Below are 24,343 nucleotides of genomic sequence, written 5' to 3'. Positions count from 1 at the left end.
CCGTGGAGATCGGCGACCTGCACTTCACCTACGGCAATGTGGCGGTCTTCGCGATCGCGGCGTTCCTGCTGGCCGGCGTCTACAGCTTCATCAAGCAGGGCATCAAGATCGGCGCGCTGATCCTCCTCGTCCTCGCCGGGCTGGCGTTCGCCGGGGGAGTGGTGTGGCTGTGACGAAGATCGTCATCCTCGACTACGGTTCCGGCAACCTGCGCTCCGCCGAACGCGCCGTGGCCCGCGCCGGCGCCGAGGTGACCGTCACCGCCGACTGGGACGCCGCGCTGAACGCCGACGGCCTGGTCGTCCCCGGCGTCGGCGCGTTCGCCGCCTGCATGGCGGGTCTGCGCGCGGTGCGCGGCGACCAGATCATCGGGCGCCGCCTCGCGGGCGGGCGCCCCGTCCTCGGCATCTGCGTCGGCATGCAGATCCTGTTCACCAAGGGCATCGAGCACGGCGTCACCACCGAGGGCTGCGGCGAATGGCCGGGCACGGTCGACCGGCTGCACGCGCCGGTCGTCCCGCACATGGGCTGGAACACGGTCGAGGTGCCCGAGGGCTCCACCCTCTTCGCCGGCCTGGCGGACGCGCGGTTCTACTTCGTCCACTCCTACGCCGCCCGCACCTGGGACCTGGAGCCCGACCCGACCGGCCTCATCGAGCCGCCGCTGGTCACCTGGGCCGAGCACGGCGACCGCTTCGTCGCCGCGGTCGAGAACGGCCCCCTGTGCGCCACCCAGTTCCACCCGGAGAAGTCCGGTGACGCCGGCGCGCACCTCCTGCGCAACTGGCTCACCACGATCGCCTGATCAGCCCGCCCCTCTGCCTCGATAGGGTTTCCGCATGACTTTGACGCTCCTTCCCGCGGTCGACGTCGCCGACGGCCAGGCGGTCCGCCTGGTCCAGGGCGAGGCCGGGACCGAGACCTCCTACGGCGCCCCGCTGGAGGCGGCGCTGGCCTGGCAGCGGGCGGGGGCGGAGTGGATCCATCTCGTGGACCTGGACGCCGCCTTCGGGCGCGGCTCCAACCGGGAGCTGCTCGCCGAGGTGACCGGGAAGCTGGATGTGAAGGTCGAGCTGTCCGGCGGCATCCGGGACGACGCGTCGCTGGAGGCGGCCCTGTCCACCGGGTGCGCCCGCGTCAACATCGGCACCGCCGCGCTGGAGAACCCCGGCTGGTGCCGCAAGATCATCGCCTCGCACGGCGACAGGATCGCGGTGGGGCTGGACGTGCGCGGGACGACGCTCGCCGCGCGGGGCTGGACGCGGGAGGGCGGCGACCTGTGGGAGGTCCTCGCCCGGCTGGAGGACGACGGCTGCCCGCGTTACGTCGTCACCGACGTCACCAAGGACGGGACGTTGCGCGGCCCCAACACCGAACTGCTCCGCGAGGTCTGCTCCCGGACGGACAAGCCCGTCGTCGCGTCCGGCGGCGTGTCCTCGCTGGACGACCTGCGCGCCCTCGCCGCCCTCACCGGTGACGGCGTCGAGGGCGCGATCGTCGGCAAGGCCCTGTACGCGCGGGCGTTCACGCTGGAAGAGGCCCTGGAGGCCGTGAGATGACGGTGGCCGTGCGGGTGATCCCGTGCCTGGACGTCGACGCCGGGCGCGTGGTCAAGGGCGTCAACTTCCAGAACCTGCGGGACGCCGGCGACCCGGTGGAGCTGGCGCGCCGCTACGACGCCGAGGGCGCCGACGAGCTGACGTTCCTGGACATCACCGCGTCCAGCGCGGACCGGTCCACGACGTACGACGTGGTGCGGCGCACCGCCGAGCAGGTGTTCATCCCGCTCACCGTCGGCGGCGGCGTCCGCACCGTCGAGGACATCGACCGGCTGCTGCGCGCGGGCGCCGACAAGGTCTCCGTCAACACGGCCGCGATCGCGCGGCCGGAGTTCCTGCGGGAGGCCGCGCACCGCTTCGGGTCGCAGTGCGTCGTCCTGTCGGTGGACGCCCGCCGCGCCGCGGGCACCGAGTCGGGTTTCGAGGTCACCACGCACGGCGGCCGCAAGGGGACGGGCATCGACGCGATCGAGTGGGCCCGCCGCGGCGCGGAGCTCGGCGTCGGGGAGATCCTGCTGAACTCCATGGACGCCGACGGCACCAAGGCCGGTTTCGACCTGGAGATGCTCTGCCGCGTCCGCGCGGCGGTGCCGGTGCCGGTGATCGCCAGCGGCGGGGCCGGCGCCGTCCGGCATTTCGCGCCCGCCGTGGCCGCGGGCGCGGACGCCGTCCTCGCCGCCAGCGTCTTCCACTTCGGGGAGCTGACGATCGCCGAGGTCAAGGACGCCCTGCGCGAGGCCGGCCACCCCGTTCGCTGAAGAGGACCCCCGCATGACCATCGCGTTCGCGACCTGTTCCCTGCTGCCGGGCGGCAGCGACGATGTCCAGGACCTGATCGGCGCCCTCGCCCGCCTGGACATCGGCGCCGAGCCCGTCATCTGGGACGCCGACGTCGACTGGTCCCGGTACGACCTGGTGGTCATCCGCTCCACCTGGGACTACACGTCCCGCCGCGAGGAGTTCGTGGCGTGGGCGCAGGGCCTGCCGCGCGTCCTGAACCCGGCCGGGATCGTCCGGTGGAACACCGACAAGCGCTACCTCCGCGACCTCGCCGACGCGGGCCTGCCCGTCGTGCCGACCCTGTGGGACCCCGGCGACATCCCGTCCGGATGGCCGGAGTACGTCATCAAGCCGGCCGTCTCCATCGGCTCGGGCGACACGGCCCGATGGGGCCCGGGCGAGGAGGACCGGGCCCGCGCCCACCTGCGTTCCCTGCGGGACGCGGGACGCACGGCGATGGTCCAGCCGTACCTGCCCGCGGTCGACACCGCCGGCGAGACGGCCCTCGTCTTCTGCGACGGCGAGTACAGCCACGCCGGGCGCAAGGCCCAGATCCTCACCGCCGGAGCCGGAATCCAGGGTCCCGTCCGCGACGACACCGCACGCGGCCAGGTCACCGCCGCGACGGCCACCGACGCCGAACTGGACGTCGCCGTCCGCGCCCTGGCGGCCGTCCCGGTCGGCGAGGACCCCCTCTACGCCCGCGTCGACCTCGTCCCGGGCCCGGACGGCGCCCCGCTCATCATCGAACTCGAACTGACCGAACCCAGCCTCTACCTCCACCACGGCCCCGGCAGCGCGGAGCGGTTCGCCAAGGCGATCGCCGCCCGCCTCTAGGCGGCTACAGGGGGTCCTCTTCGGGGGCCGGGGTCGCCGACTCGGGCGAGTGCTCGGCGATCGGGAGGATGATCGCCGACGGGCGGCCGGGGTCGTGGAAGACCTCCTGGTTCGCCTTGAGCATGCGGGTAGCGGGGGTGGCGAGGGGTTCGCCGGTGCCGGGGTTGGCGGCGACCTTGGGGTGGGCGCCGCTGGTGACGTGGACACGGACGCGGTGGCCGCGGGCGAAGCGGTGGCCGGCGGGCCACAGGTCGACCGCGATGCGGCGGACGCCGTCCGTCCCGACGGGCTTGTCGGCGACGGCGGGCAGGCGCAGGCCGCCCTCGCAGACGTTGCGGGACGTCCCGTCCGGGGCGACGTCGCAGAGCCGGACGACGAAGTCGGTGTGCTCGCGGTCGGAGCGGACGAACAGGTCGGCGCCGACCGGGCCGATCACGTCCAGGTCGCCGGTGAGGACGGGGGAGGTGAACACCAGGACGTCGGGGCGGCGCTCCAGCGGCCGGTGATCGACCGGTCGGGAGCTGCCGAGCAGGGTGGGGCCGCCGAGCGCGGGCGTCGGGCGGGCCGGGTCGAAGGTGTAGGTGCTCGGCGGGTGGTCCTGCGGGCCGTCCTCGCCGAGGCCGCGGCCGGCGTGCAGGTGCCAGCGCACCTGCCGCATGCCGGGCGGGGGCCAGTCCCGGTAGCCGCGCCACTCGCGGGCGCCCGTGATGTAGAGGCGGACGGGGTCGGGCCGCAGCCCGGACGGGTCGCCCTGCAGGTGGGCGCGGAACCAGGCGAGCGACTCGCGGATGCCGGGCAGGCCGTGCCGGGCGTCGGTGTGCCACCAGGGGCCGATGGTCAGGTACGGGGCGTGCCCGGCGGAGCGCAGCGCGAGGTAGTCCTTGATCTCCCAGGGCAGGAACACGTCGTACCAGCCGCCGAGGAGGGTGACGGGCGCGCTGACCTGGCCGACGGTCCCGCTGAAGTCGCGCCGGTCCCAGTAGCCGCCGGGGGTCGCGTGGTTGGCGAGGAGGTCCTGGTAGAAGCGCATCGACTGCCCGCCGGCGAGCATGTCCAGTTCGGAGAGGGGGCGGCCGGACCGGGCGGCCCGCACGGCCCGGCGCCGGGAGACCAGCGGCGCGGTGATCATGCCGAGCGGGCGCTGCTGCCGGTGCGTGAGGTCGGTCCAGGTGAGCGTGGACTCCAGCGCGAACGACCCGCCCACGTACGCGGCGTCCCGGAAGGAGGACGCGGTGATCTGCAGCGCCATCGCCTTCAGCTCCGGACCGGCCTCGGCGGCGAGCGCCCACGCCGAGTAGCCGAGATAGCTGGGGCCGAACGTCGCGAACGAGCCGTGGAACCAGGGCTGCCGCTTCAGCCACTCGACGGTGACGAGCCCGTCGTCGCGTTCGTGGCCGAGCGGGTCGAACTCGCCGCCGGAACCGGACGTTCCGCGCGTGCTCTGCACGACCAGCTGGAAGCCGAACGGGACGAACAGCAGCCCGTTGGCGAGGGCGGCGGGTCCGCGCCGCCCGTAGGGGGTCCGCACCAGGATCGTGGGCGGACGCTCCACACCGGCGGGGGTGTACCGGTCGGCGAGCAGCGTGACACCGTCCGGCATGGTCACCGGCAGGTCGCGCTGGACGGTGTAGCGGGTCAGCCCGTGCGGGCGGGGCAGCCTGATCGATGGAGCTGGCAGTCGGTTCCAGAGAGCCATGCCGCCTCCATCCGCGATTTCCCTACTACTCGGTAGGATATCCGCCCGCGGAGGTGGGCGGGCATCACGTTCCGGTGTCGCCCCCGGTCAGGACGTGAGCTCGCGTTCCAGCGGGGTGCGGAAGCGGGGGATCGCGCGGACGTCGCCGTACCAGGCCGACATGCGCGCCGCCTCCCGCTCGATCGCCGCCCCGGCCTCGGCGCCGACGTCCTCCAGGACGCGGACGGCGATCTCGCCGTCCTTGCGCTGCGCCCAGCCGCCGACGATACGGCCGTCCCACCACACCGACGGGCCGATGTTGCCGTTCCGGTCGAACAGCGCCGGGCCGTGGCCGCCGAGGAACCAGCCGCGCTCCCGCCAGCCCATCGGCGTCGGGTCGAGCGCGGGCAGCAGCGCCGCCCACGGCTCCGGTTCGGGCGCCGGCTCCAGGTCGTCGGACAGGACGAGCCCGGTGCCGCCGCCGAGATCGACCTCGGTGACATCGAGCGGCGCGAGGGCCTTCTTGACGTCACCGGCGGTCCAGCCCGTCCACCACTTCAGGTCCGCGACCGGGGCGGGGCCGAACGCGCGCAGCCAGCGGCGGACGAGCTCCGTGCGCGCCTCGCCGGCCGGGACGTCCTCGATGCCGCCGGGCAGCCACGCCTCGACGGGCGACCACCTGTACTGGCTGCTGGTCCACGATCCGTTGGGCCGCCCCCGCACGATGCGGCCCTCGCAGCCGAGCGTGACGAGGACCCAGGTGGTGACGCTCGTGGGACGGGAGTAGGACTTGCCCGGGGCCGGGTCGACCTGCGTCCGCAGCACCGGCACGTCGGCGCTGAGCTGGGCGCCCGTCGCCTCGCCGCGCGCCAGCAGCGCCTTGTGCGCGGCCTCCTCGGCCTCGGCGAACCAGGACGGGACGCCGGAGATGTCGCTGCCGCGCTCGATCAGCCGCGCATAGGTGGCGCGCTGCTTGGCGGCCAGCCCGTTCGCCGTGGACGCCTGCAGCACCGGAACGAGATCGACGGGCGCGACGAACATCGTCCGGCGCATCGCGAGCATCCGCAGCAGCGTCCGGTCGTCGTACAGGGCCCGCTCCACCGCGCCGGGGCCGGCCTCGACGCTGCGGGCCGCGACCGACAGGAACACCGTCGCCGGGTCGGTGGCGTGCAGGACCACCATGGACCGGGCGATGCCGAGGACGTCGTCGGTCCGGGCCGGCGGGGCGAGCCGGTGGCGGAGCGCGAGCCGGGCCCGCCGCTCCGCCGGTTTCATCGAACGCATGTGCGAATCTTAACGGGTTCAGCCGTTGTTGGAGATCTTCACGACGACGTTGTCCTTGGTGACCGACTGGACCGAGACGGTGAACCCCTCCGCCTGCTCGCCGTCGCCCACCGGCACGGTCACGGTCTGGCCCGCGATCTTGAGGGTGACCGTCTCGCCCTGCACGCTCACGAGCTCCGCTTTCACCCCGAGGACGGACGCGCTCGCGTCGACGCCCCGGTCGAAGGTCACCGTGCAGGAGTTGACGTCGCAGGAGGTCTTGCTGTTCTCGCCGCCGCACGCGGCCACGGCGCCGAGCGACAGCGCGAGAAACGGGAGGACGGCCAGCTTCCGCCGGAGGGGCAAGGAGGTCATGCCGGGAGTCTAGGGGCATGCCGGGCCGCCGCCACCCTCCCCGGGGCCGATCTCACCGGGACGAATGCGGTACCGCGCGGTGACGCGGCTGGATCTTCCGGTGACCTCGTGTTTCGCTGGACGGGTGACCGCGGATCGTGAGGACGGGGATGCGCCGATGCTCGGCCCGGTGGTGTGCGCCGCGCTGCGCGTCGAGGCCCGCGCGGTCCGCCGCGGGCTCATCCGGACGCCGGTCGTGGTCGTCGGCTACCGCGCCCGGCGCGCGGACCGGCTGCCGGACGCCTGCGCCGCCCTCGTCACCGTCGGCTTCGGCGGCGCGCTCGACGGGCGGCTGCGGCCGGGCGACGTCCTGGTCGCGGACGAGATCCGCGGCCCCGAAGGCACGGTGGTGCCGTGCAGCGCCCCGCGCCTGCTCGCCGGGGAGCTGATCCGCGACGGCCTGAACGTGCAGGTCGGCCCCCTCGTGACCACCGATCATGTCGTCCACGGCAAGGAACGCGCGGTCTGGGCGGCGCAGGGCGCGCGAGCCGCCGACATGGAGTCGGCCGTGATCGCCGCACGTGCCGCCACGCTGCCGGTCGCCGCCGTCCGGGTCGTCGTGGACGGCCCCGGGCATCCGCTGTGGCATCCGGGCACGATCGGCCGCGGGCTGGCCGCGCGGCGCGTCCTGGCGCGCACCGGCCCCGCCCTGGAACGCTGGAGCGTCCTGCTGGTCCGCGGCGGAGAGGGCACCGCGGCCCGGTGAGCCGCGGGCCGTGCCCCGGCCCGCGCCGTGCCCCGGCGCGGCTCGACGCGGCTCGACGCGGCTCGGCGGGTGCTCAGGTCATCAGGCGGGCGGCCGCCGCGGCGCGCACGTCCGGCTCCTCGGCGCCGTCGTGATGCAGCCGCTGCAGCCGCAGCCCCGTCTCGCGGGTCAGCGGCGCGTACCGGGCGGCCTCGGCGCGGACGCCCTCTTCGCAGTCCCACAGCCCCTCGACGGTGTAGGACTCGGCCGTGTGCGGGGCCGTTCTCGTCAACGCGGTCAGGATGCGGGGTCTCAGATAGGCATAGGTGGACTCGGCCCAAGCGGTCTTCAACAGCGGGACGGCCTCGCCCGCGCGCAGCCGCCCCAGCCCCTCGATCGGGCTCGCGGCACCGGCCCATTCGCGCCGGGCGACGGCCCCGCGAAGCTCGTCCATCAGCAGCGGGATGTCCTGCCGGGTGCCGTACCGGGCGAGGATCCGCAGCCCCATGTCGGCGCAGCCGCCCCGCGCGGCCGCCCACGCCCGCGCCCGCGGCAGCGTCTCCGGCCCGTACTCGCCGAGCGCCCGGCACACCGCCCCGCCGAATCTGCTCGGCCGCTGCGGCAGCAGCTCCTCCGCCAGATCCAGCAGCGCCGGCGTCCGCCGCCGGCCCAGCTCGAAGATCGCCGCGATCGCGCCCTCCCCGCGCCGCCGCGCCAGATCCAGCAGCTCCGCGTCGCTCTGAGTGTCGCGGGCCGGGGCCGCCACCATCGCCCGCCGCGCCGCCCGGCCCGCCTCCCGCTGCCGCGCCAGCGCCTCGGCCACCCGCGGCTGCCGCGCCGCCCACGCCTCGATCACCGGGTTGCGCCGGCCCGGGATCAGCAGCGTCAGGTCCGCGTCGTCGCACCGCGCCGCCACCAGCTCGTCCAGACCGGCCGCCAGCGACGGATCCGCGAGGTCGATCAGCTCGGCCACCGCGTCGAACCACTGCGCGCCCTCCTCGGCGTACCGCCGCAGCGGCACCGCCGCCTCCCGCCGGCTCAGCCGCACCAGGTCCGCGAGCACGCCCAACGCCAGATCGACCCGCCACTCGTCCGGATCGGTGTGGTCGGCCGCATCGAAGAGATGCTCCGCCAGCGGCCCCGACGACAACTCCAGGTCCACCATCAACCGGGCGTAGTACAACCGCCGTGACTCGCACTGCCGATCCCACCGCGGATCCCGCCGGATGCAGGCGTACACGTACTCGCCCGCCCCCGGCCTGTCCGCCGCGCGGCGCGCGGCCCTCCCCAGACCTCGCTGCAGCTGACCGTGCAGCGTGCCCGCCGATTCCACCACGACCTCATTGCTCACCCCAGCAGAATGCGCACGAGACCAGATAACGGGCAAGTAGTTTGTGCTCGCCCGTCACAGGGTGCGCTGGGCGATCCAGGAGGCGTGCAGGTCCGCGTAGACGCCGGGGCGGCTCACCAGCTCGGTGTGGGACCCCCGCTGGACGATGCGGCCCGCTTCGAAGACGATCACCTCGTCGGCGGCCTCGGCGGTGGAGAGGCGGTGGGCGATGGCGATCGCCGTGCGGCCCCGCGTCACGCCGTCCAGGGCGCGCTGGATGCGGACCTCGGTGGCGGGGTCCACGGCCGAGGTCGCCTCGTCCAGGACGAGGAGGTCCGGGTCGGCGATGTAGGCGCGGGCCAGGGCGACCAACTGCCGCTCACCCGCCGAGAGGGACTCGCCGCGCTGGCCCACGGGGGTGCCGAGGCCCTGCGGGAGACCCTCCAGCCAGTCGGCCAGGCCCAGTTCGGTGAGCGCGAGGACGAGGTCCTCATCGGACGCGCCGGGCCTGCCGTAGCGGATGTTGTCGCCGAGGGACGCGTCGAACAGGAAGCCGTCCTGCGGCACCATGACGATCCGCTCGCGCAGCGAGGAGAAGCGGACGCGGTCGAGGGGCACCCCGTCCACCAGGATGCGGCCCGAGGCGGGGTCCATGAGCCGGGTGAGGAGCTTGGCGAACGTCGTCTTGCCGGAGCCGGTCTGGCCGACGATCGCGACGCGGCTGCGGGGCGCGATGTCCGCGTTCACGTCGTGCAGGACGGGCGGGCCGCCCGGGTAGGCGAAGCCGACCGACTCGAACCGCACCTCGATCGGGCCGCGCGGCAGCGTTTCGCCCGCCTCGCCCGGGTCGGCGACGTCCGGGACGGCGTCCAGCACGCCGAGCACGCGGCGCCAGCCCGCGACCGCGTTCTGCGCCTCGTTCAGGACCTCGGTGGCCGTCTGCATCGGGCTGACGAACAGCGTGACCAGGAACAGGAACGCGATGAGCTTCCCGGCCGACACCTCCCCGGCGATGCCGAGCAGGGTGCCGGCGACGACGACACCGGCGGTGGCGACGGCGGCGACCAGTTCGGTGACCGGGAACGTCAACGCGACCATCGCCTGCGCGCGGGTCTGCGCCGAGCGGTACGCCTCGACGGTCTCGTCCACCCGCCGGCCGGTGCGCTCCTCCGCGGCGTACGCGCGGATGACCGGGGCGCCCACGACGGACTCGCCGACCGCGGCCAGCAGGTCGCCCATCCGCTCCCGAACTCCGAAGTACGCCGCCGACAGGATCCGCTGGAAGCGGCGCAGCGCGAACGCCAGCGGCAGGAACGCCGCCCACACCAGCAGCGCCAACGGCCACGAGTAGACGGCCATCAGCACGCTCGCCACGAGCAACTGCCCGATCGAGACGATGAACATCAGCCCGCCGGACTGCATGAACTGGCTGATCTGGTCGACGTCGCTCGTCACCCGCGACACCAGCGCGCCCCGCCGCTCCCCGCTCTGGGTGAGCATCGACAGGTCGTGGACGTGCCGGAACGCCCGCACCCGCAGCCCCGCGAGACCGCCCTCGGAGGACCTGTAGAGCCGCACGTTCATCAGGTACGCGCACACGGCCGTCACCAGCACGGCCGCCGCGCACAGCAGCACCGCCGTCCGGATGAAGGCGATGTCGGGGCCGTCCGGGCGGCCGAGGCCCTTGTCGATCGTCTGCTGGACGGCGATGGGCACCACCACGCGTCCCGCCGTCGACGCCAGCGCGAGCGCCAGCGTCCCGGCCAGGCCCGCGCGGAACTCCGGGCTCAGCCGCAGCCCGCGTCTCAGGGTGCTGATCGCGCCCTCGGCCGCCGCCGTGCCGTTCAGGACCGTCATGCCAGTGCCTCCTCGCCGCCTTCGACCGCCTCTTGCTCCGCCTCGGCCCGCTCGTAGGCGTTGACGAGGTTGCGGTAACCCTCCGGGCCCTCCAGCAGCCCGGCGTGGGTGCCGCGCGCCACGACGCGGCCGTGCTCCATGTAGACGACCTCGTCGGCCAGCGCGATCGTGGCCTTGCGGTAGGCGACCACCACGACGGTCGCGCGGCCCGCCTCGTCCGACCGCGCCTCCCGCAGGCTCTGCAGGATGCGCGCCTCCACCTGCGGGTCGACGCTGGACGTCGCGTCGTCCAGGACGAGCAGCCGGGGCCGCCGCACCAGCGCGCGGGCCAGCGCGAGCCGCTGCCGCTGACCTCCCGACAGGGTCGCCCCGCGCTCGCCCACCTTCGTGTCGAGCCCGTCCGGGAGCGCCGCGACGAACCCCTCGGCCTGGGCGAGCCGCAGCGACTCCCAGACCCGCTCGTCCGGGACGTCCAGGCCGAGCGTGACGTTGCCGCGCACGGTGTCGTCGAACAGGAACGTCTGCTGCGGGACGAGCGCCGCCGTCGCCGCGACCCCGCCGCGCCGGACGTCGCGCAGGTCGACGCCGTCCAGCAGCACGGCCCCGTCCGCCGGGTCGACGAGCCGGACCAGCAGCGAGGTGAGCGTCGACTTGCCGGACCCCGTCGGGCCCACCACCGCGACCGTCCGGCCCGGAGTCGCCGCGAACGACACGTCGTGCAGGACGCGGCGCTCACCGTCCCCGTTCTCCTCGGCCGTCTCGTAGGCGAACCGGATCTCGCGGACCTCCAGCTCGGTCGCCGCGCCGGAGCCGCCCAGCACCCCGTCCCCGTACGGGAGGGAGCCGCTCGCGTCCAGCACGCCGCGGACCCGCTTCCAGCCGACGACGCTGCGCGGCACCTCGCCCAGCACCCAGCCGAGCGCCCGGATCGGCCACGACAGCAGCGTGAACAGGTAGGCGACGTTCACCAGGTCGCCCGGCGACATCGCGCCGGACTCCAGCCGCACCGACCCGATCAGCAGGACGGCGAGCACACCGAGGTTCGGCAGCGCCTCCAGCACCGGGTCGAACAGCCCGCGGATCCGGCCGACCGCGATGTTGGCGTCGCGCAGCGCCTCGGCCCGCTCGGCGAAGCGCCGGGTCTCCGCCGCCTCCCGGCCGAGGGTCTTGACCACCAGGCCGCCCTCGAAGCTCTCGTGCGCCACCTCGCTGACCTCCGCGCGCAACTGCTGCGCCCGGGTCGCCACCGGTGACAGCCGGCGCTGGTAGACGATGTTGATCAGCGCGACGGCGGGAAAGACCAGGAAGCCGACCGCGGCCACCACCGGGTCCGTCACCAGGATCGACACCGCCGCGATCAGCAGCATGAACACCACCCCGACCGCCATCGGCAGCGGCGCGATCGGCGCCCACACCGCCTCCACGTCGGCGTTGGCGTTCGACAGCAGTTGCCCGGTCGGGTGCCGGTGGTGCCACGCCAGTGGCAGCCGCAGGTACTGCCGGGTCACCGAACGGCGGTAGGACGCCTGCAGCCGGTACTGCATGAGGCCCGCGTAGAACCGGCGCCCCGCGACGCCGAGCGCCTTCAGCGCCGCCACCGCCATGATCACGGCGGCGGCCCCGGCCAGTGCCCCGGCCGTCGTGTGCCCGGCCGCGAACGCCGGCAGCACGACCTTCTCCGCCGCCCAGCCCAGCACCCGCGCGGTCGCCACGGTCATCGCCGCGTACAGGGCGCTGGCGAGCACCGACACCGTGAACACCCGGGGCTCGGCCTTCACCGCCACCCACAGCACGCCCATCCCCTCCCTGAGCACGTGTGGGCTGACGCGTCTGGACGCAGGTGGCACGGCGACTCCTCGATCACGACGGTGCCCGGGACAGGTCCCCGAGCGACCGCGCCAGGGGGTGTACCGGGCCTGCCCATTGCCTACCATCCGGCCGCGGCGCTTATTCCCGGCGGTCCCCGGACGGCTTACGATCACCAGATGAGCACCTCCGAGGACGGCCCCGCCGAGCCGGGGCCCGTCCGCCGCGAACGGCTGCTGCTGGCCGCCGCGCTGGCGCAGGCGGGACCGGACGCGGCCACGAAATGCGCCGGCTGGACCGCCCGCGACCTGGCGGCCCATCTCGTCGTCAGGGAGAACCGCCCGGACACCGCCCCCGGAATACTGCTGCCCCCGCTGTCCTTCTACACCGAGCGTGTTCGGCGCCGTACGGCGCGGTCCGTCCCGTTCGACCGGCTGGTGGAACGCTTTCGGGACGGACCGGCGAAGTTCTCGCCCTACGCGCTTCCTGGAGTCGACAAAATCGCGAACGGTGTCGAGTTCTTTGTTCACCATGAGGACGTCCTGCGCGCACGTCCCGACTGGGAGCCGCGGGAGATCTCCCCGGAACTCCGGGAAGTGCTCTGGCGACGGATAAAAATTGCCCGCTTTGTCCTAAGAAAGGTTCAGGTCGAGGTAACGCTGGTGCAACCGGACGGCCGGAGCCTGCGGGTGCCGGCGCACGGCCGGCACCCGCGCGGAGCCGTGCGCGTGCACGGCCCGGTCGGCGAACTCGTCCTGTGGGCGCTGGGCCGCCGGGACGTCGCGAACGTCCGTATCACCGGGGACACGGGCGCTGTCAAGGGCCTGACCGAGGTCGGTTGGAGTCTTTAACGGGCAGGTAACGGCAGGGTTCGCCAAGAGAAGAATCACGTGCCTTGCGGCTCCTCCGCTTTACGGCGGAGCGGTGATACTGTGGGGCGGTCGGTTGCAGTCGTGGTTCTCGATCGTGCAGACGCCCGCGGACTGATGGCAGCGGGCGTTTTGGCTTTTCCGGGACCGTACCGGGGGCGAGAGCGTTCCGCAGCGACCGCACGGGCCCGCGAGGTGTGGGCCCAGGTTTTGCCGCAAGGAGAAAGACATGCCCCAGCAGGGCACCGTGAAGTGGTTCAACGCCGAGAAGGGCTTCGGATTCATCGCCGTGGACGGCGGCGGTCCGGACGTCTTCGTGCACTACTCGGCCATTCAGAGCTCCGGCTACCGCACGCTGGACGAGAATCAGCGCGTCCAGTTCGAGGTGACGCAGGGCAACCGAGGCCCGCAGGCCGACCAGGTCGTCCCCCTGTAACACCCGATAGCCGTACGTCCGGGCCCGCCCCCTCCGCCGGGGGAGCGGGCCCTTCGTGCCGGTGGGGGCCGTCGCCCGCCGAGGTCGGAGGCGGACGCGGCTGCAATAAACTCTCGGTCATGTCCGTACGACCGTCCAGCAATCTGGACCCGAAGATCGCAGCTCGACTGAAGCGCGACCCGAACGGGCTCGTGCCCGCCATCGCCCAGCAGTACGACACCGGCGAGGTGCTCATGCTCGGCTGGATGGACGACGAGGCCCTGCACCGCACCCTCACCACCGGCCGCTGCACCTACTGGTCGCGCAGCCGGCAGGAGTACTGGGTGAAGGGTGAGAGCTCCGGCCACCAGCAGTGGGTCAAGTCGGTCGCGCTGGACTGCGACGCCGACGCCGTGCTGGTGAAGGTCGACCAGGTCGGGGGCGCCTGCCACACCGGCGACCGCACCTGCTGGGACGCCGACGTCCTTCCCGCCGTGGTCGGGGAACGCCCTGACCCGACCTCATGACACCCGGGCGTGAACGCGGACTGACGGCGCTGCTGTGCGCCACCGGCGCGGGCCTGGTGCTGCTCGCCGCCGGGCGCGGCTGGGCCACCGTCAAGGCCGAGGACGCCATCACCCCGTTCACCCAGACCCTCACCGGCGGCGACCTCGGCGGCGCGGCGGGCGCCCTCGGCTGGGCCGGCCTCGCCGGGCTCGCCGCCCTGTTCGCCACCCGCGGCCGGGTGCGCGCGGCCGTCGGCGTCCTCATCGCGCTGTTCGGCGTCGGGATCGCCTGCGCGTCGGCCGCCGCCGTCCGGCGTCCGAACGTGCTGTCCGCGGCCGGCGACAAGAGCGCCCTGCTGAAGCTCGGCGCCGACCCGGCCCTGCACGTGAACCTGTGGTGGACGGTCTCGGTCGCCGGCGGGATCCTGCTGGTCGCCGCCGGTCTCCTCACCGCCGCCCGCGGGACGCGCTGGCCCGGCATGTCGGCCCGCTACGAACGCGCAGCCCCGCGCGGGCCCGCCGCGAAGGAAGCCGCCGTGCCGGACGACCCGTCCGCGATGTGGCGCTCCCTGGACCGCGGTGAGGACCCGACCGCCCGGCGGAACGGGCGGTCATGAGCACCGACGGTGGCGGTGGCCTCGTCCTCGTGATCGAGCACGATCCCGCCGTCGCCGAGTTGCAGCGCCGCTACCTCTCCCGGGAGGGCTTCGACGTCGAGATCGAGGCCGACCCCGGCCGGGCGCCCGCCGCCGCCGAACACAGCCGCCCCGACGTCGTCGTCCTCGACCTGTCCACCGCCGCGCTGCCGGCCGACCTCTACCGGCGCGTCGCCGACGCCGCCCGTCCCGCACCGGTCGTCGCCGTGACCGGCCCCCTCGACCCCGCCGCCGCCCGCGTGCTCGGCGACCACCACATCGCCCGCCCGTTCGGCCCGCGCGCCCTCGTCGGCGCCGTCGCCGAGGCCCTCCGCCGCGGTACCCCCGCCGCCGCGCCCGCCCCCCTGCGGGCAGGCTCCATCGCCCTCGACCCGCATGACCGGATCGCCGTCGTCGGCGACCGCCGCGTCACCCTCACCGTCACCGAGTTCGACCTCCTCGAATACCTCATGGCCAACCCCGGCCGCGTCTTCACCCGCGAGCAGCTCCTCGACGCCGCGTGGGGGCCGGGCGCCGGCGCCGGAAGCCGCACGGTCGACGTCCACATCGCGCAGCTCCGCGCCAAACTCGGTGAAGGGAGCCCCATCCGGACCGTCCGCGGCGTCGGTTACGTCCTGGACGGGTGAGGGCGCTCGGGGGGTGTCGCCTATCGTGGACCCCGTGACTGGCGTATCCGTCCCACCGCAGGAGCACGCGCACGGACCCGCGCGGCACGGACCGGCACGGCACGGACCGGCACGGGCGCTCCTGCCCCAGGCGGCGGTGCTCGGCGGCGTCGTCGCCGGAACCCTGATCGTGGCGTTCCGGGGCGACCCCAACGAGGCGGGCCACTACCCGAGCTGCCCGTTCCTGATGATGACCGGGTACTACTGCCCCGGCTGCGGGATGACGCGGCTCGTCTACGCGCTGGCCCACGGCGACGTGGGCACCGCGTTCGGGTTCAACCCGCTGCTGTTCCTCATGCTGCCGGTCTTCGCCTACCTGTACGTGAGGTGGACGGTGATGACGGCGCAGGGGCTGCCCATGCGGACCGTCCTGTTCAAGCCGGCGGTGGTGTACTCGTTCGTCGGCCTTCTGATCGTCTACTGGGTCGTCCGCAACCTGCCGTTCGCGCATGTACTCGCGCCCTGAGCGCCACAAGCCCGCCGGACGGCCCTCCCGGGTGGGGAAGGCGTCCGAGGGGGCGGCTACGATCGGTGCACGGAACGACCTGAAATAGGGGGCCTGCGACCTTGAGTGTTTTGGACGAGATCATCGAAGGCGTCCGGGCCGATCTCGCCGACAGGCAGCGCGAGGTCCCGCTCGACGCCCTCAAGGAGAAGGCCGCGAAGGCCCCGGCCCCGCGGGACGCGCTCGGGGCGCTGCGCGGTCCGGGCGTGACGGTCATCGCCGAGGTCAAGCGAAGCAGCCCGTCCAAGGGCGCGCTGGCCGCGATCGCCGATCCCGCCGCGCTCGCCCGCGACTACGAGGCCGGCGGCGCCAAGGTGATCAGCGTGCTGACCGAGCGGCGCCGGTTCGGCGGCAGCCTGGACGACCTCGCCGCCGTCCGCGCGAACGTCGACGTCGCCGTCCTGCGCAAGGACTTCATCGTCACCTCCTACCAGCTGTGGGAGGCGCGGGCGGCGGGCGCCGACCTCGCGCTGCTGATCGTCGCCGCCCTGGAGCAGGACGCCCTCGTGTCGCTGGTCGAGCGGGCCGAGTCCATCGGGCTGCTGCCGCTCGTCGAGGCCCACACCGAGGAGGAGGCGGCCCGCGCCGTCGACGCCGGCGCCAAGGTCATCGGCGTGAACGCCCGCGACCTGCGCACCCTGCAGGTCGACCGGGGGGTGTTCGCCCGGGTCGCGCCGACCCTCCCCAAGGAGGTCGTCAAGGTCGCCGAGTCGGGGGTGCGGGGCCCGCACGACCTGCTCGCCTACGCCTCCAGCGGCGCGGACGCCGTGCTGGTGGGGGAGAGCCTGGTCATCGGCCGGGACCCGCGGGCCGCGGTCGCCGACCTCGTCGCCGCCGGCGCCCATCCGGCGCTGCGGCAGGGCGGCTGACCCGCGTTGCCGGGACGCGGGGGCGTTCCCGCCGGCGATGGCCGGGCCGGGCCCGCGGACTTGATGGACGGACTCGATAGGGTCTCGATAGCCGGACTCGATAGGGTGAGGGGCATGCAGGTCGAACCGCTCCGGGAGCGATGGCGGGGCTAGTCGAGGACCCCACCGATCCGACGGCCACTTCTCCCACGACAGGACGCGTTTACCCATGACCATGGACACCGCCGCGCGCGGTGCTGAAGCCGTACCCGACGCCACCGGCCATTTCGGACGCTTCGGCGGCCGGTTCGCGCCCGAGGCGCTGATGGCGGCGCTGGACGAGTTGACCCACGAGTTCGAGGCGGCCAAGCAGGACCCCGCCTTCACCGCCGAACTGGAGGACCTGCTCGCGAACTACGCGGGCCGTCCCAGCCTGCTGACCGAGGCCGAGCGCTTCTCCGCGCACGCGGGCGCCCGCGTGCTGCTCAAGCGCGAGGACCTCAACCACACCGGCTCCCACAAGATCAACAACGTGCTGGGCCAGGCGCTGCTCACCCGCCGGATGGGCAAGTCCCGGTTGGTCGCCGAGACCGGCGCCGGCCAGCACGGCGTCGCCACCGCCACCGCCGCCGCGCTCCTCGGCCTGAGCTGCACCGTCTACATGGGCGAGGTCGACACCGAGCGGCAGGCGCTCAACGTCGCCCGGATGCGGATGCTCGGCGCCGAGGTCATCCCGGTGAAGACCGGCAGCCGCACCCTCAAGGACGCCTGCAACGAGGCGTTCCGCGACTGGGTCGCCACCGTCGACCACACCCACTACTGCATCGGCTCGGTGATGGGCCCGCACCCGTTCCCGGTGATGGTCCGCGACTTCCAGCGCGTCATCGGCGTCGAGGCGCGGCAGCAGTGCATCGACATGACCGGCGCCCTGCCGGACGCGGTCGTCGCCTGCGTCGGCGGCGGCTCCAACGCGATCGGCACCTTCCACGCCTTCATCCCGGACGAGTCCGTCCGGCTGTACGGGTTCGAGGCGGGCGGCGACGGCGTCGCCACCGGCAAGCACGCCGCGACGCTCGTCGGCGGCTCCCTCGGCGTCATCCACGGCATGCGGACCTACCTGCTGCAGGACGACAACGGCCAGACCCTCGACACCCACTCGATCTCCGCCGGCCTCGACTACCCCGGCGTCGGCCCCGAGCACGCGTGGCTGCACGACACCGGCCGCGCCGAGTACCGCGAGATCACCGACGCGGAGGCGATGGAGGCGTTCGCGCTGCTGTGCCGCACCGAGGGGATCATCCCGGCGATCGAGTCCGCGCACGCGCTCGCCGGCGCGCTCAAGGTCGGCGGGGAACTGGGCCCGGACGCCACGATCATCGTGTGCCTGTCCGGACGCGGCGACAAGGACATGCACACGGCCGCCACCTTCTTCGGCCTGATGCCCGAGGAGGAGGGCCGGTGACCGTCCAGACCACCTACGACAAGGCCAAGGCCGAAGGGCGTGCCGCGCTCGTCGGCTACCTGCCCGCCGGGTTCCCCACCTGCGACGGCGCCGTCGCGGCCGCCAAGACCATGGTCGACGCGGGCTGCGACGCCATCGAGATCGGCCTGCCCTACACCGACCCGATGATGGACGGCCCCACCATCCAGGACGCCGTCCACCGGGCCCTCGTCGGCGGCACCCGCGTCGCCGACGTGTTCCGCACGGTCGAGGCCGTCGCCGCCACCGGCGTCCCGACCCTCGTCATGACGTACTGGAACCCCGTCGACCGCTACGGCGTCGACCGGTTCGCCCGCGACCTGGCGTCCGCCGGCGGCTCCGGGCTGATCACTCCCGACCTCACGCCCGAGGAGGGCGGCGAGTGGCTGGAGGCGTCCGACGCCCACGGCCTGGACCGCGTGTTCCTCGTCGCGCTCAGTTCCACCGACGAGCGCATCGAGACGATCACCGGGGCGTGCCGCGGCTTCGTGTACGCGGCCTCGCTGATGGGCGTCACCGGTGCCCGCTCCGCCGTCGACACCGGCGCCCCGCGCCTGGTGGAGCGGACCCGCGCGATCATCGACAAGGCCGGTACCGGGCTGCCCGTCGGGCTCGGGCTCGGCGTCGGCAACGGCGCCCAGGCCGCCGAGGTCGCCGGCTTCGCCGACGGTGTGATCGTCGGGTCGGCGTTCATCCGCCGCCTGCTGGACGCCCCCGACCTCGCCTCCGGGCTGGCCGGTGTCCGCTCGCTCACCGAGGAACTGGCGGCGGGCGTCCGCGCCGGCCGCTGATTTCGTACGGTCCCGTGACGGCGTTCCGGACCGCCGGAGCGCCGTCACGGGAACTCGGGACGACCGCCGCCGAGTTCATGCTTGTGGCGCCGGCGCCCTCCACTAGGGTGTGTCCGCCGGCGAAGGCGGTTCCGGAAGGATCACGATGACGCAAGAGATGGCGGCCAAGAGCCGGGCCAAGGCGGCGGCGTCGCCGCTGCCTCCCGCGTGGTTCCAGGTCGCGGCCTGGGTGCTGACGCTCACCGGGCTGGGGATCTCCGTCTATCTGACGATCACGCACTACGACGAGAAGGCGCTGGTGTGCTCGGCGTCCTCGACGATCGACTGCCACGCGGTCACGACGAGCGAGTACTCCACCCTGCTCGGCATCCCGATGCCGCTGCTCGGCCTGGCGTTCTTCGTCGCGTTCGGCGCGCTGCTGACGCCGTGGGCGCTGCGCTCGACCTGGCCGCCGCTGCGCTGGGGCCGGGTGGCGAGCGTCGCGGTGGGCATGCTGTTCGTCGTCTACCTCGTGACCGTCGAGCTGGCGATCCTGCACAAGATCTGCCTGTGGTGCACCGGGGTCCACGCCGTCACCGTGCTGCTGTTCCTCCTCGTCCTGGCCGACGAATTCCGACGGATCGGCCAGGTCGACTAATCTCGCCGTTACCGCGCCGCAGGGTGGCGGCGCCGGGTCCGCATACATAGGAGAACCAATGAGCAAGGCCGCACGAGAGCGGTCCGCGAGAGAGCGCCTGGCCGCTGAGCGCAAGCGGCAGGCGGCGCGGGAGAAGCAGCGGCGGCTGCTCACCATCGTCCTCGGATCGGTGGTGGCCGTGGCGGTGATCGTGGTCGCGACCGTCCTGATCGTCGACCAGCAGCGCAAGAACGGCCGGGCCGAGGCGCACAAGGGTCCGCTCGCCCCGCTCAGCCGGCAGGCCGACGGCTCCATCGTGATGGCGAAGGCCGGGGTGACCAAGCCCGAACTGGAGATCTTCGAGGACTTCCAGTGCCCGGTCTGCAAGCAGTTCGAGGACGCCACCAGCAAGACCGTCCAGGAACTGGCGCTGCAGGGCAAGGTCAAGGTCGTCTACCGGCCGTTCCACCTGTTCGGCGGGCAGCCGGACCCGGTCCGGAGCAACTCGCTGCGCTCGGCGGAGGCGGCGCTGTGCGTCCCGGCCGACAAGTGGATCTCCTACCATGACGCGCTCTTCAAGTTCCAGCCCGCCGAGGGCCAGAAGGGCTTCTCGCCCGACGACCTCGTCAAGTGGGGCAAGGACGTCGGCGTCACCGACCCGAACTTCGAGAAGTGCGTCCGGGACGGGCAGAAGAAGTCCACGGTCGACGCGATGACCAAGTACGCGTTCCAGGACCGCGGCGTCCAGGGCACGCCGACGGTGTTCCTGGACGGCAAGAAGCTCGACCAGGAGCAGTTCATGAACCCCGCGGGGCTGCGCGTGTCCATCGACGCCGCCCGCGCGGCCGGGAAGAAGTGACCCCGCCGGGCGAGTGACCCCGGCCCGGCGCTTCCGGGCGCCCCGGCCCGCCGCCCCCGCTACGCTCGTAGGTGCATGGAAGTACGCAGAGTAGTGGCCGATCGGGGGATCGATGAGCGAGCAGGGCAGGGAGCCGACCGCACGGCGGCGGCTCGCGGAGGAACGGGCACGGGCGGCGGCCCGGGGACGGCGGCGGCGCGCGCTGCTGGTCGTCCTCGGCGCCGTCGCCGCCGCGGCGGTCGTGGTCGTGGTGGTCGTGGTCGCGCTGTCCGGCCGGGGCGGCTCGCCCGCCCCCCGCGGCTACCAGGGCGCGCTCGCGCCCGCGACCCGGCAGCCGGACGGCTCGGTCGCGATGGCGCAGCCGGGGGTGAACGCCCCCGTCCTCGACGTCTGGGAGGACTTCCAGTGCCCGGCGTGCAAGGCGATGGAGGCCCGGCTCGGCGGGACGATGAAGCAGCTCGCCGCGGACGGCCGGCTCAAGGTCGTCTACCGCCCCTTCCAGCTGTTCCAGCAGGAACCGCTGATGTCGAACTCGCGGCGGGCCGCGAACGCCGCCGCCTGCATGCCCGCCGGTCATTGGGTCAAGTACCACGACCGGCTCTACGCCGAGCAGCCCGTGGAGGGGGACAAGGGCTTCGAGCCGCAGGAACTGATCAGGTGGGCGGCCGACCTGGGCGTCACCGACCCGTCCTTCGCCTCCTGCGTCAACGGTGAACAGCAGATGAAGACCGTGAACCAGGCGAGTGCCCAGGCCGGGAGGGCCGGGGTCGACTCCACCCCGTACCTGGCGCTGAACGGGAAGAAGGTCGGCAACGATGTTCTCGGCTCGCCCGACGCACTGAAGAAGGCCGTCGCGAAGGCCGGCGGCAACGCGCCCACGTCCGGCGGCCCGCGGTCCAGCGGCGCGGCGACCGGCGGGCGGGACGGCACGTCGCAGGCCGCGGCCTCGTTGCGGTGGTAGAGAGGGCGCGCGCCGCGCCCGGGAGGCGGTAACGTCAACGGTCATGCACCAGCTCGCCTACATTCCGAGTCCCTCGCAGGGCGTCTGGCACCTCGGGCCCGTCCCGATCCGCGCCTACGCCATCATGATCATCCTTGGCATCGTCGCCGCGGTCTGGCTGGGCGAGCGGCGCTGGGCCGCCAAGGGCGGCGCCCCGGGCGTGATCGTCGACGTGGCCGTGTGGGCGGTGCCGTTCGGCCTGGTCGGCGGGCGGCTCTACCACGTGGTCACCGACTACCAGCGGTACTTCGGGGAGGGCGGCGACCCCGTCCGGGCGCTGGAGATCTGGAAGGGCGGCCTCGGCATCTGGGGCGCGGTCGCGCTCGGCGCGGTCGGCGGGGTCATCGGCTGCCGGCGGCGCGGCATCTCGCCCCTTGCGCTCGCCGACGCGGTGGCGCCCGGCATCGCGCTGGCGCAGGCGATCGGCCGCTGGGGCAACTACTGGAACCAGGAGCTGTACGGCCGCCCGCTGGACACCTTCTGGGCGCTGGAGATCGACCAGAACCACCGCCCGATGCTGGACGGCGGGCCCGCCCTCGACCCGAAGTACGCCGACGTCGCGACCTACCATCCGACGTTCTTGTACGAGTCGCTGTGGTGCGTCGGTGTCGCCGTCCTCGTCATCTGGGCCGACCGCCGCTACAAGCTCACCCACGGGCGCGCGTTCGCCCTCTACGTCGCCGCCTACACGGTGGGACGCGGCTGGATCGAGGCGCTGCGCATCGACGAGGCCCACCACATCCTCGGCCTGCGGCTGAACGACTGGACGTCGATCATCCTGTTCCTCGGCGCGGTCGCCTACCTGTACCTGGCCCGTGACCGCACCGGCCCGGAGAACGTGGGCCGCCCGGTGGCCGAGACGGCCTCCGGAGCCCCCGCCGCCGTCCCCGCGACGGCGGACACCGGGGCTGCGGACACCGAGGCTGCCGAGACCGGGACGAAGGCCGGCGCGGCGGACGAGGCGGATCCCGCGGACGAGGCGGATCCGGCGGCCGAGGCCACCGGCGACGCCGGGGAGCCCGCGGACGGGGCGGACGGCGAGGAGGATGCGTCCGGCCCCGAGGACGAGACGGGCGCGGACGAGCCGGAGGAGGGCTCCGGCACGGACGAGCCGGCGGACGAGGTCCCGGACGAGGCCCCGGAGGCCGAACCGGTTCCCGAGACCGGCGACAATGAGGACGACGGTGCCACCGAACCCGGCCGGGTGCAAAAGGGGGAGCCCGTCACGGACGGGAAGTAGGAAACGGCGACGGTGTCGGACGCAGGCGAGATGTCCGGTGAGAAGTCCGGTGTGCGACCGGAGCACCACCACCAGCACCGCGACGTCACGGGGGGCTGGCTGCGACCCGCGGTGTTCGGCGCGATGGACGGGCTGGTCTCCAACTTCGCGCTGATCGCGGGTGTCGCGGGCGGCCAGGCGAGCCAGAAGGTCGTCCTGCTGGCCGGTCTCGCGGGCCTGGCGGCGGGCGCGTTCTCGATGGCGGCGGGGGAGTACATCTCGGTCGCCTCCCAGTCGGAGCTGGCGGAGGCGGAGATCGAGGTGGAGCGGCTGGAGCTCGCCCGCCATCCGGCCGCCGAGGAACGCGAGCTGGCCGAGGTCTTCGAGGCGCGCGGCGTGGACCCGGAGACCGCCGCGGAGGTCGCCCGGCAGCTGTCCCGCGACCCCGACGAGGCGCTGGAGGTGCACACCCGGGAGGAACTCGGGGTGGCGCCCGGCGACCTGCCGTCGCCGGTGCTGGCGGCGGGCTCGTCGTTCCTGTCGTTCGCGATCGGCGCGGTCCTGCCGGTGCTGCCGTACCTGCTGGGCGCCACCTCGCTGTGGCCCGCGGCGATCATCTCGGCGCTCGGCCTGTTCGGTGCCGGTGCGCTGGTGTCGCAGATCACCGCCCGGCCCTGGTGGTTCGGCGGGACGCGGCAGCTGCTGTTCGGCGCCGCCGCCGCGGGCATCACCTACGCCGTCGGCGCGCTGATCGGCACTAACGGGTTGTAGCTCATACGAATACGGATGAAGCGCCCTTTCGGTCACGCGAAGGCATCCGGACCGCTAAGCTCCGGGGCGTGATCGAGGCTCGTGACACAGATTCCGCCGAGGCCGCGCAGAAGGGCCGCGGGCGGGACTTCTGGCCGGATGACAAGCCCGGCCGCAAGCTCCCCAGTCCAAAACTGCTGTTCGGCGGGGCCGCCGCGGCGGTCGTGCTGATCGCCGCCGCCGTGGCCGTCGTCCTGCTGACCGGCGGGGGCGGGGAGCCGGCGCCGAAGACGGCGGTGCCGACCGCGTACACCCCGGACTACCTGGGGGAGGGCTTCGGCCAGATCGCGTCCCGGTCCGCCGACGGCCGCGCGATCACCGAGGGCGAGGCGTTCTCCGCCAAGAACGTGAAGTCGGGCCAGTACGCGTTCACGCTGGCCGCGTCCAAGCTGGCGGCCGACTGCAAATCCGGCACGTGGGGCGCGCGGCTGCAGGGCGACCTCGCCAAGTACGGCTGCAGCCAGCTCGTCCGCGCCGCGTACGTGAGCGCCGACAAGAAGCACGTCGGCCAGTTCATCGTGATCAACCTGGCGAGCGAGGACGGCGTCAAGCAGATCCTGCGCGACCTGGACCCGGCGACCGGCGCCGGCTGGGTCGTGCCGCTGAAGGCGCCGGGTGTGCCCGCGTTCGGGCCCGGGTTCAGCGCCGCCTACGCCAAGACCTACGGCCACTACGCCGTGATCACGTGGGTGGAGCGGGCCGGCGGGCGGCAGCCCGCCTCGCTCAACGAGATGATCGATGTGAGCCTCGCCATCGAGAACGCCGCCGACTTCCTGTACGGGCGGCTCGAACTGGCGTCCGGAAAGCCGGGGCAGTGAGCGGCCCGCACGCGGGCGCGGCACCGGCCGGCGGGCGGTAGTCTGCGCGCCCGTGGACTCCGATGAACCCCGCCGCCGCG

At 73.6% G+C, this 24,343-nt stretch carries 27 protein-coding genes; 21 read left to right on the top strand and 6 right to left on the bottom strand.

The annotated features are described in order from the left end of the window. Positions 1-2 precede the first annotated feature (2 nt). Genes AF1_RS35115 through AF1_RS10315 form a run of 5 tightly spaced genes read left to right on the top strand, consistent with a single transcriptional unit; the run spans position 3 to position 3,176 of the window. Entirely contained in the window at positions 3-173 is a 171-nt protein-coding gene (locus tag AF1_RS35115; RefSeq protein WP_165488417.1) for a hypothetical protein, read from the top strand. Beyond that, positions 170-805 carry an imidazole glycerol phosphate synthase subunit HisH gene (gene hisH, locus AF1_RS10330; RefSeq protein WP_067795745.1) on the top strand — a complete coding sequence of 212 codons (636 nt, stop codon included), beginning with the start codon at positions 170-172 and terminating at the stop codon, positions 803-805. The genes AF1_RS35115 and hisH overlap by 4 nt, the downstream gene beginning before the upstream one ends. A 34-nt stretch (positions 806-839) precedes the next feature. Then, complete coding sequence (gene priA / locus AF1_RS10325; protein ID WP_067795742.1) at positions 840-1,559, top strand: bifunctional 1-(5-phosphoribosyl)-5-((5-phosphoribosylamino)methylideneamino)imidazole-4-carboxamide isomerase/phosphoribosylanthranilate isomerase PriA; 720 nt, start codon at positions 840-842, stop codon at positions 1,557-1,559. Then, a complete protein-coding gene (hisF, locus tag AF1_RS10320) occupies positions 1,556-2,317 on the top strand; it encodes an imidazole glycerol phosphate synthase subunit HisF (protein ID WP_067795738.1) in 762 nt (253 codons plus the stop codon). Before priA ends, hisF begins: the two co-directional genes overlap by 4 nt. 13 nt (positions 2,318-2,330) lie before the next feature. Continuing rightward, a complete protein-coding gene (locus AF1_RS10315; RefSeq protein ID WP_067795735.1) occupies positions 2,331-3,176 on the top strand; it encodes an ATP-grasp domain-containing protein in 846 nt (281 codons plus the stop codon). A gap of 4 nt (positions 3,177-3,180) precedes the next feature. Here the strand turns inward: AF1_RS10315 and AF1_RS10310 are convergent, their stop codons facing one another. The 3 genes from AF1_RS10310 to AF1_RS10300 form a co-directional block, all read right to left on the bottom strand. Further along, positions 3,181-4,872, bottom strand: coding sequence for a CocE/NonD family hydrolase (locus AF1_RS10310; protein WP_067795732.1), 1,692 nt, complete (start codon positions 4,870-4,872; stop codon positions 3,181-3,183). An 87-nt stretch (positions 4,873-4,959) separates the two neighbouring features. Further along, complete coding sequence (locus AF1_RS10305) at positions 4,960-6,135, bottom strand: winged helix DNA-binding domain-containing protein (RefSeq protein WP_067795729.1); 1,176 nt, start codon at positions 6,133-6,135, stop codon at positions 4,960-4,962. Positions 6,136-6,153: 18 nt separating this feature from the next. Beyond that, the gene (locus tag AF1_RS10300) at positions 6,154-6,489 is read right to left on the bottom strand and encodes a hypothetical protein (RefSeq protein ID WP_067795727.1); all 336 of its coding nucleotides are present in this window, start codon (positions 6,487-6,489) and stop codon (positions 6,154-6,156) included. Positions 6,490-6,613: 124 nt separating this feature from the next. On the opposite strand from AF1_RS10300, the gene AF1_RS10295 reads away from it, so the two are divergent. Continuing rightward, the gene (locus AF1_RS10295) at positions 6,614-7,234 is read left to right on the top strand and encodes a phosphorylase family protein (RefSeq protein WP_165488416.1); all 621 of its coding nucleotides are present in this window, start codon (positions 6,614-6,616) and stop codon (positions 7,232-7,234) included. A 73-nt stretch (positions 7,235-7,307) separates the two neighbouring features. On the opposite strand, the gene AF1_RS10290 is transcribed toward AF1_RS10295, so the two are convergent. The 3 genes from AF1_RS10290 to AF1_RS10280 are packed head-to-tail and all read right to left on the bottom strand — an operon-like array spanning position 7,308 to position 12,199. Continuing rightward, entirely contained in the window at positions 7,308-8,564 is a 1,257-nt protein-coding gene (locus AF1_RS10290) for a hypothetical protein (RefSeq protein WP_242608915.1), read from the bottom strand. A gap of 54 nt (positions 8,565-8,618) precedes the next feature. Further along, positions 8,619-10,400, bottom strand: a complete 1,782-nt coding sequence (locus tag AF1_RS10285; protein WP_067795718.1) for an ABC transporter ATP-binding protein — start codon at positions 10,398-10,400, stop codon at positions 8,619-8,621. Further along, a complete protein-coding gene (locus tag AF1_RS10280) occupies positions 10,397-12,199 on the bottom strand; it encodes an ABC transporter ATP-binding protein (protein ID WP_067795715.1) in 1,803 nt (600 codons plus the stop codon). The genes AF1_RS10285 and AF1_RS10280 overlap by 4 nt, the downstream gene beginning before the upstream one ends. Positions 12,200-12,385: 186 nt before the next feature. On the opposite strand from AF1_RS10280, the gene AF1_RS10275 reads away from it, so the two are divergent. The 15 genes from AF1_RS10275 (at position 12,386) to AF1_RS10205 (ending at position 24,263) form a co-directional block, all read left to right on the top strand. Continuing rightward, positions 12,386-13,057, top strand: a complete 672-nt coding sequence (locus tag AF1_RS10275) for a TIGR03085 family metal-binding protein (RefSeq protein WP_067795712.1) — start codon at positions 12,386-12,388, stop codon at positions 13,055-13,057. A 247-nt stretch (positions 13,058-13,304) separates the two neighbouring features. Then, positions 13,305-13,511 carry a cold-shock protein gene (locus AF1_RS10270; protein ID WP_018657218.1) on the top strand — a complete coding sequence of 69 codons (207 nt, stop codon included), beginning with the start codon at positions 13,305-13,307 and terminating at the stop codon, positions 13,509-13,511. A gap of 119 nt (positions 13,512-13,630) precedes the next feature. Next, the gene (hisI, locus tag AF1_RS10265; RefSeq protein ID WP_067795709.1) at positions 13,631-14,017 is read left to right on the top strand and encodes a phosphoribosyl-AMP cyclohydrolase; all 387 of its coding nucleotides are present in this window, start codon (positions 13,631-13,633) and stop codon (positions 14,015-14,017) included. After that, positions 14,014-14,613, top strand: coding sequence for a Trp biosynthesis-associated membrane protein (locus tag AF1_RS10260; protein WP_067795706.1), 600 nt, complete (start codon positions 14,014-14,016; stop codon positions 14,611-14,613). Before hisI ends, AF1_RS10260 begins: the two co-directional genes overlap by 4 nt. Then, positions 14,610-15,278 (top strand): response regulator transcription factor, encoded by a 669-nt coding sequence (locus AF1_RS10255; protein WP_067795704.1) that lies wholly within the window; start codon positions 14,610-14,612, stop codon positions 15,276-15,278. Before AF1_RS10260 ends, AF1_RS10255 begins: the two co-directional genes overlap by 4 nt. 34 nt (positions 15,279-15,312) lie before the next feature. Next, positions 15,313-15,783 (top strand): DUF2752 domain-containing protein, encoded by a 471-nt coding sequence (locus tag AF1_RS36255; protein WP_084262749.1) that lies wholly within the window; start codon positions 15,313-15,315, stop codon positions 15,781-15,783. Between the two features lie 101 nt (positions 15,784-15,884). Beyond that, positions 15,885-16,691, top strand: coding sequence for an indole-3-glycerol phosphate synthase TrpC (gene trpC, locus AF1_RS10245; protein ID WP_067795701.1), 807 nt, complete (start codon positions 15,885-15,887; stop codon positions 16,689-16,691). A 208-nt stretch (positions 16,692-16,899) separates the two neighbouring features. Then, positions 16,900-18,132 (top strand): tryptophan synthase subunit beta, encoded by a 1,233-nt coding sequence (gene trpB / locus AF1_RS10240; RefSeq protein ID WP_067795699.1) that lies wholly within the window; start codon positions 16,900-16,902, stop codon positions 18,130-18,132. Continuing rightward, positions 18,129-18,941, top strand: coding sequence for a tryptophan synthase subunit alpha (gene trpA / locus AF1_RS10235; protein ID WP_067795696.1), 813 nt, complete (start codon positions 18,129-18,131; stop codon positions 18,939-18,941). Before trpB ends, trpA begins: the two co-directional genes overlap by 4 nt. Before the next feature lie 145 nt (positions 18,942-19,086). Then, on the top strand, positions 19,087-19,578 hold the full coding sequence (locus AF1_RS10230; protein ID WP_067795695.1) for a vitamin K epoxide reductase family protein: 492 nt from the start codon (positions 19,087-19,089) through the stop codon (positions 19,576-19,578). A 58-nt stretch (positions 19,579-19,636) separates the two neighbouring features. Next, a complete protein-coding gene (locus AF1_RS10225) occupies positions 19,637-20,416 on the top strand; it encodes a DsbA family protein (RefSeq protein WP_067795693.1) in 780 nt (259 codons plus the stop codon). Positions 20,417-20,528: 112 nt separating this feature from the next. Beyond that, the gene (locus AF1_RS10220) at positions 20,529-21,377 is read left to right on the top strand and encodes a DsbA family protein (protein WP_084262742.1); all 849 of its coding nucleotides are present in this window, start codon (positions 20,529-20,531) and stop codon (positions 21,375-21,377) included. A 43-nt stretch (positions 21,378-21,420) separates the two neighbouring features. Beyond that, the gene (lgt, locus tag AF1_RS10215; protein ID WP_084262741.1) at positions 21,421-22,656 is read left to right on the top strand and encodes a prolipoprotein diacylglyceryl transferase; all 1,236 of its coding nucleotides are present in this window, start codon (positions 21,421-21,423) and stop codon (positions 22,654-22,656) included. A 12-nt stretch (positions 22,657-22,668) separates the two neighbouring features. Then, positions 22,669-23,406, top strand: coding sequence for a VIT1/CCC1 transporter family protein (locus AF1_RS10210; protein ID WP_242608914.1), 738 nt, complete (start codon positions 22,669-22,671; stop codon positions 23,404-23,406). Between the two features lie 68 nt (positions 23,407-23,474). Continuing rightward, positions 23,475-24,263 carry a hypothetical protein gene (locus AF1_RS10205; protein WP_067795690.1) on the top strand — a complete coding sequence of 263 codons (789 nt, stop codon included), beginning with the start codon at positions 23,475-23,477 and terminating at the stop codon, positions 24,261-24,263. Positions 24,264-24,343 lie beyond the last annotated feature (80 nt).

It is taken from the genome of Actinomadura formosensis NBRC 14204 (assembly GCF_001552155.1).
Classification (GTDB): Bacteria; Actinomycetota; Actinomycetes; order Streptosporangiales; family Streptosporangiaceae; genus Spirillospora; species Spirillospora formosensis.
Note: the sequence above shows the minus strand (reverse complement) of the source record. Positions and strands in the feature narration are given on the sequence as shown.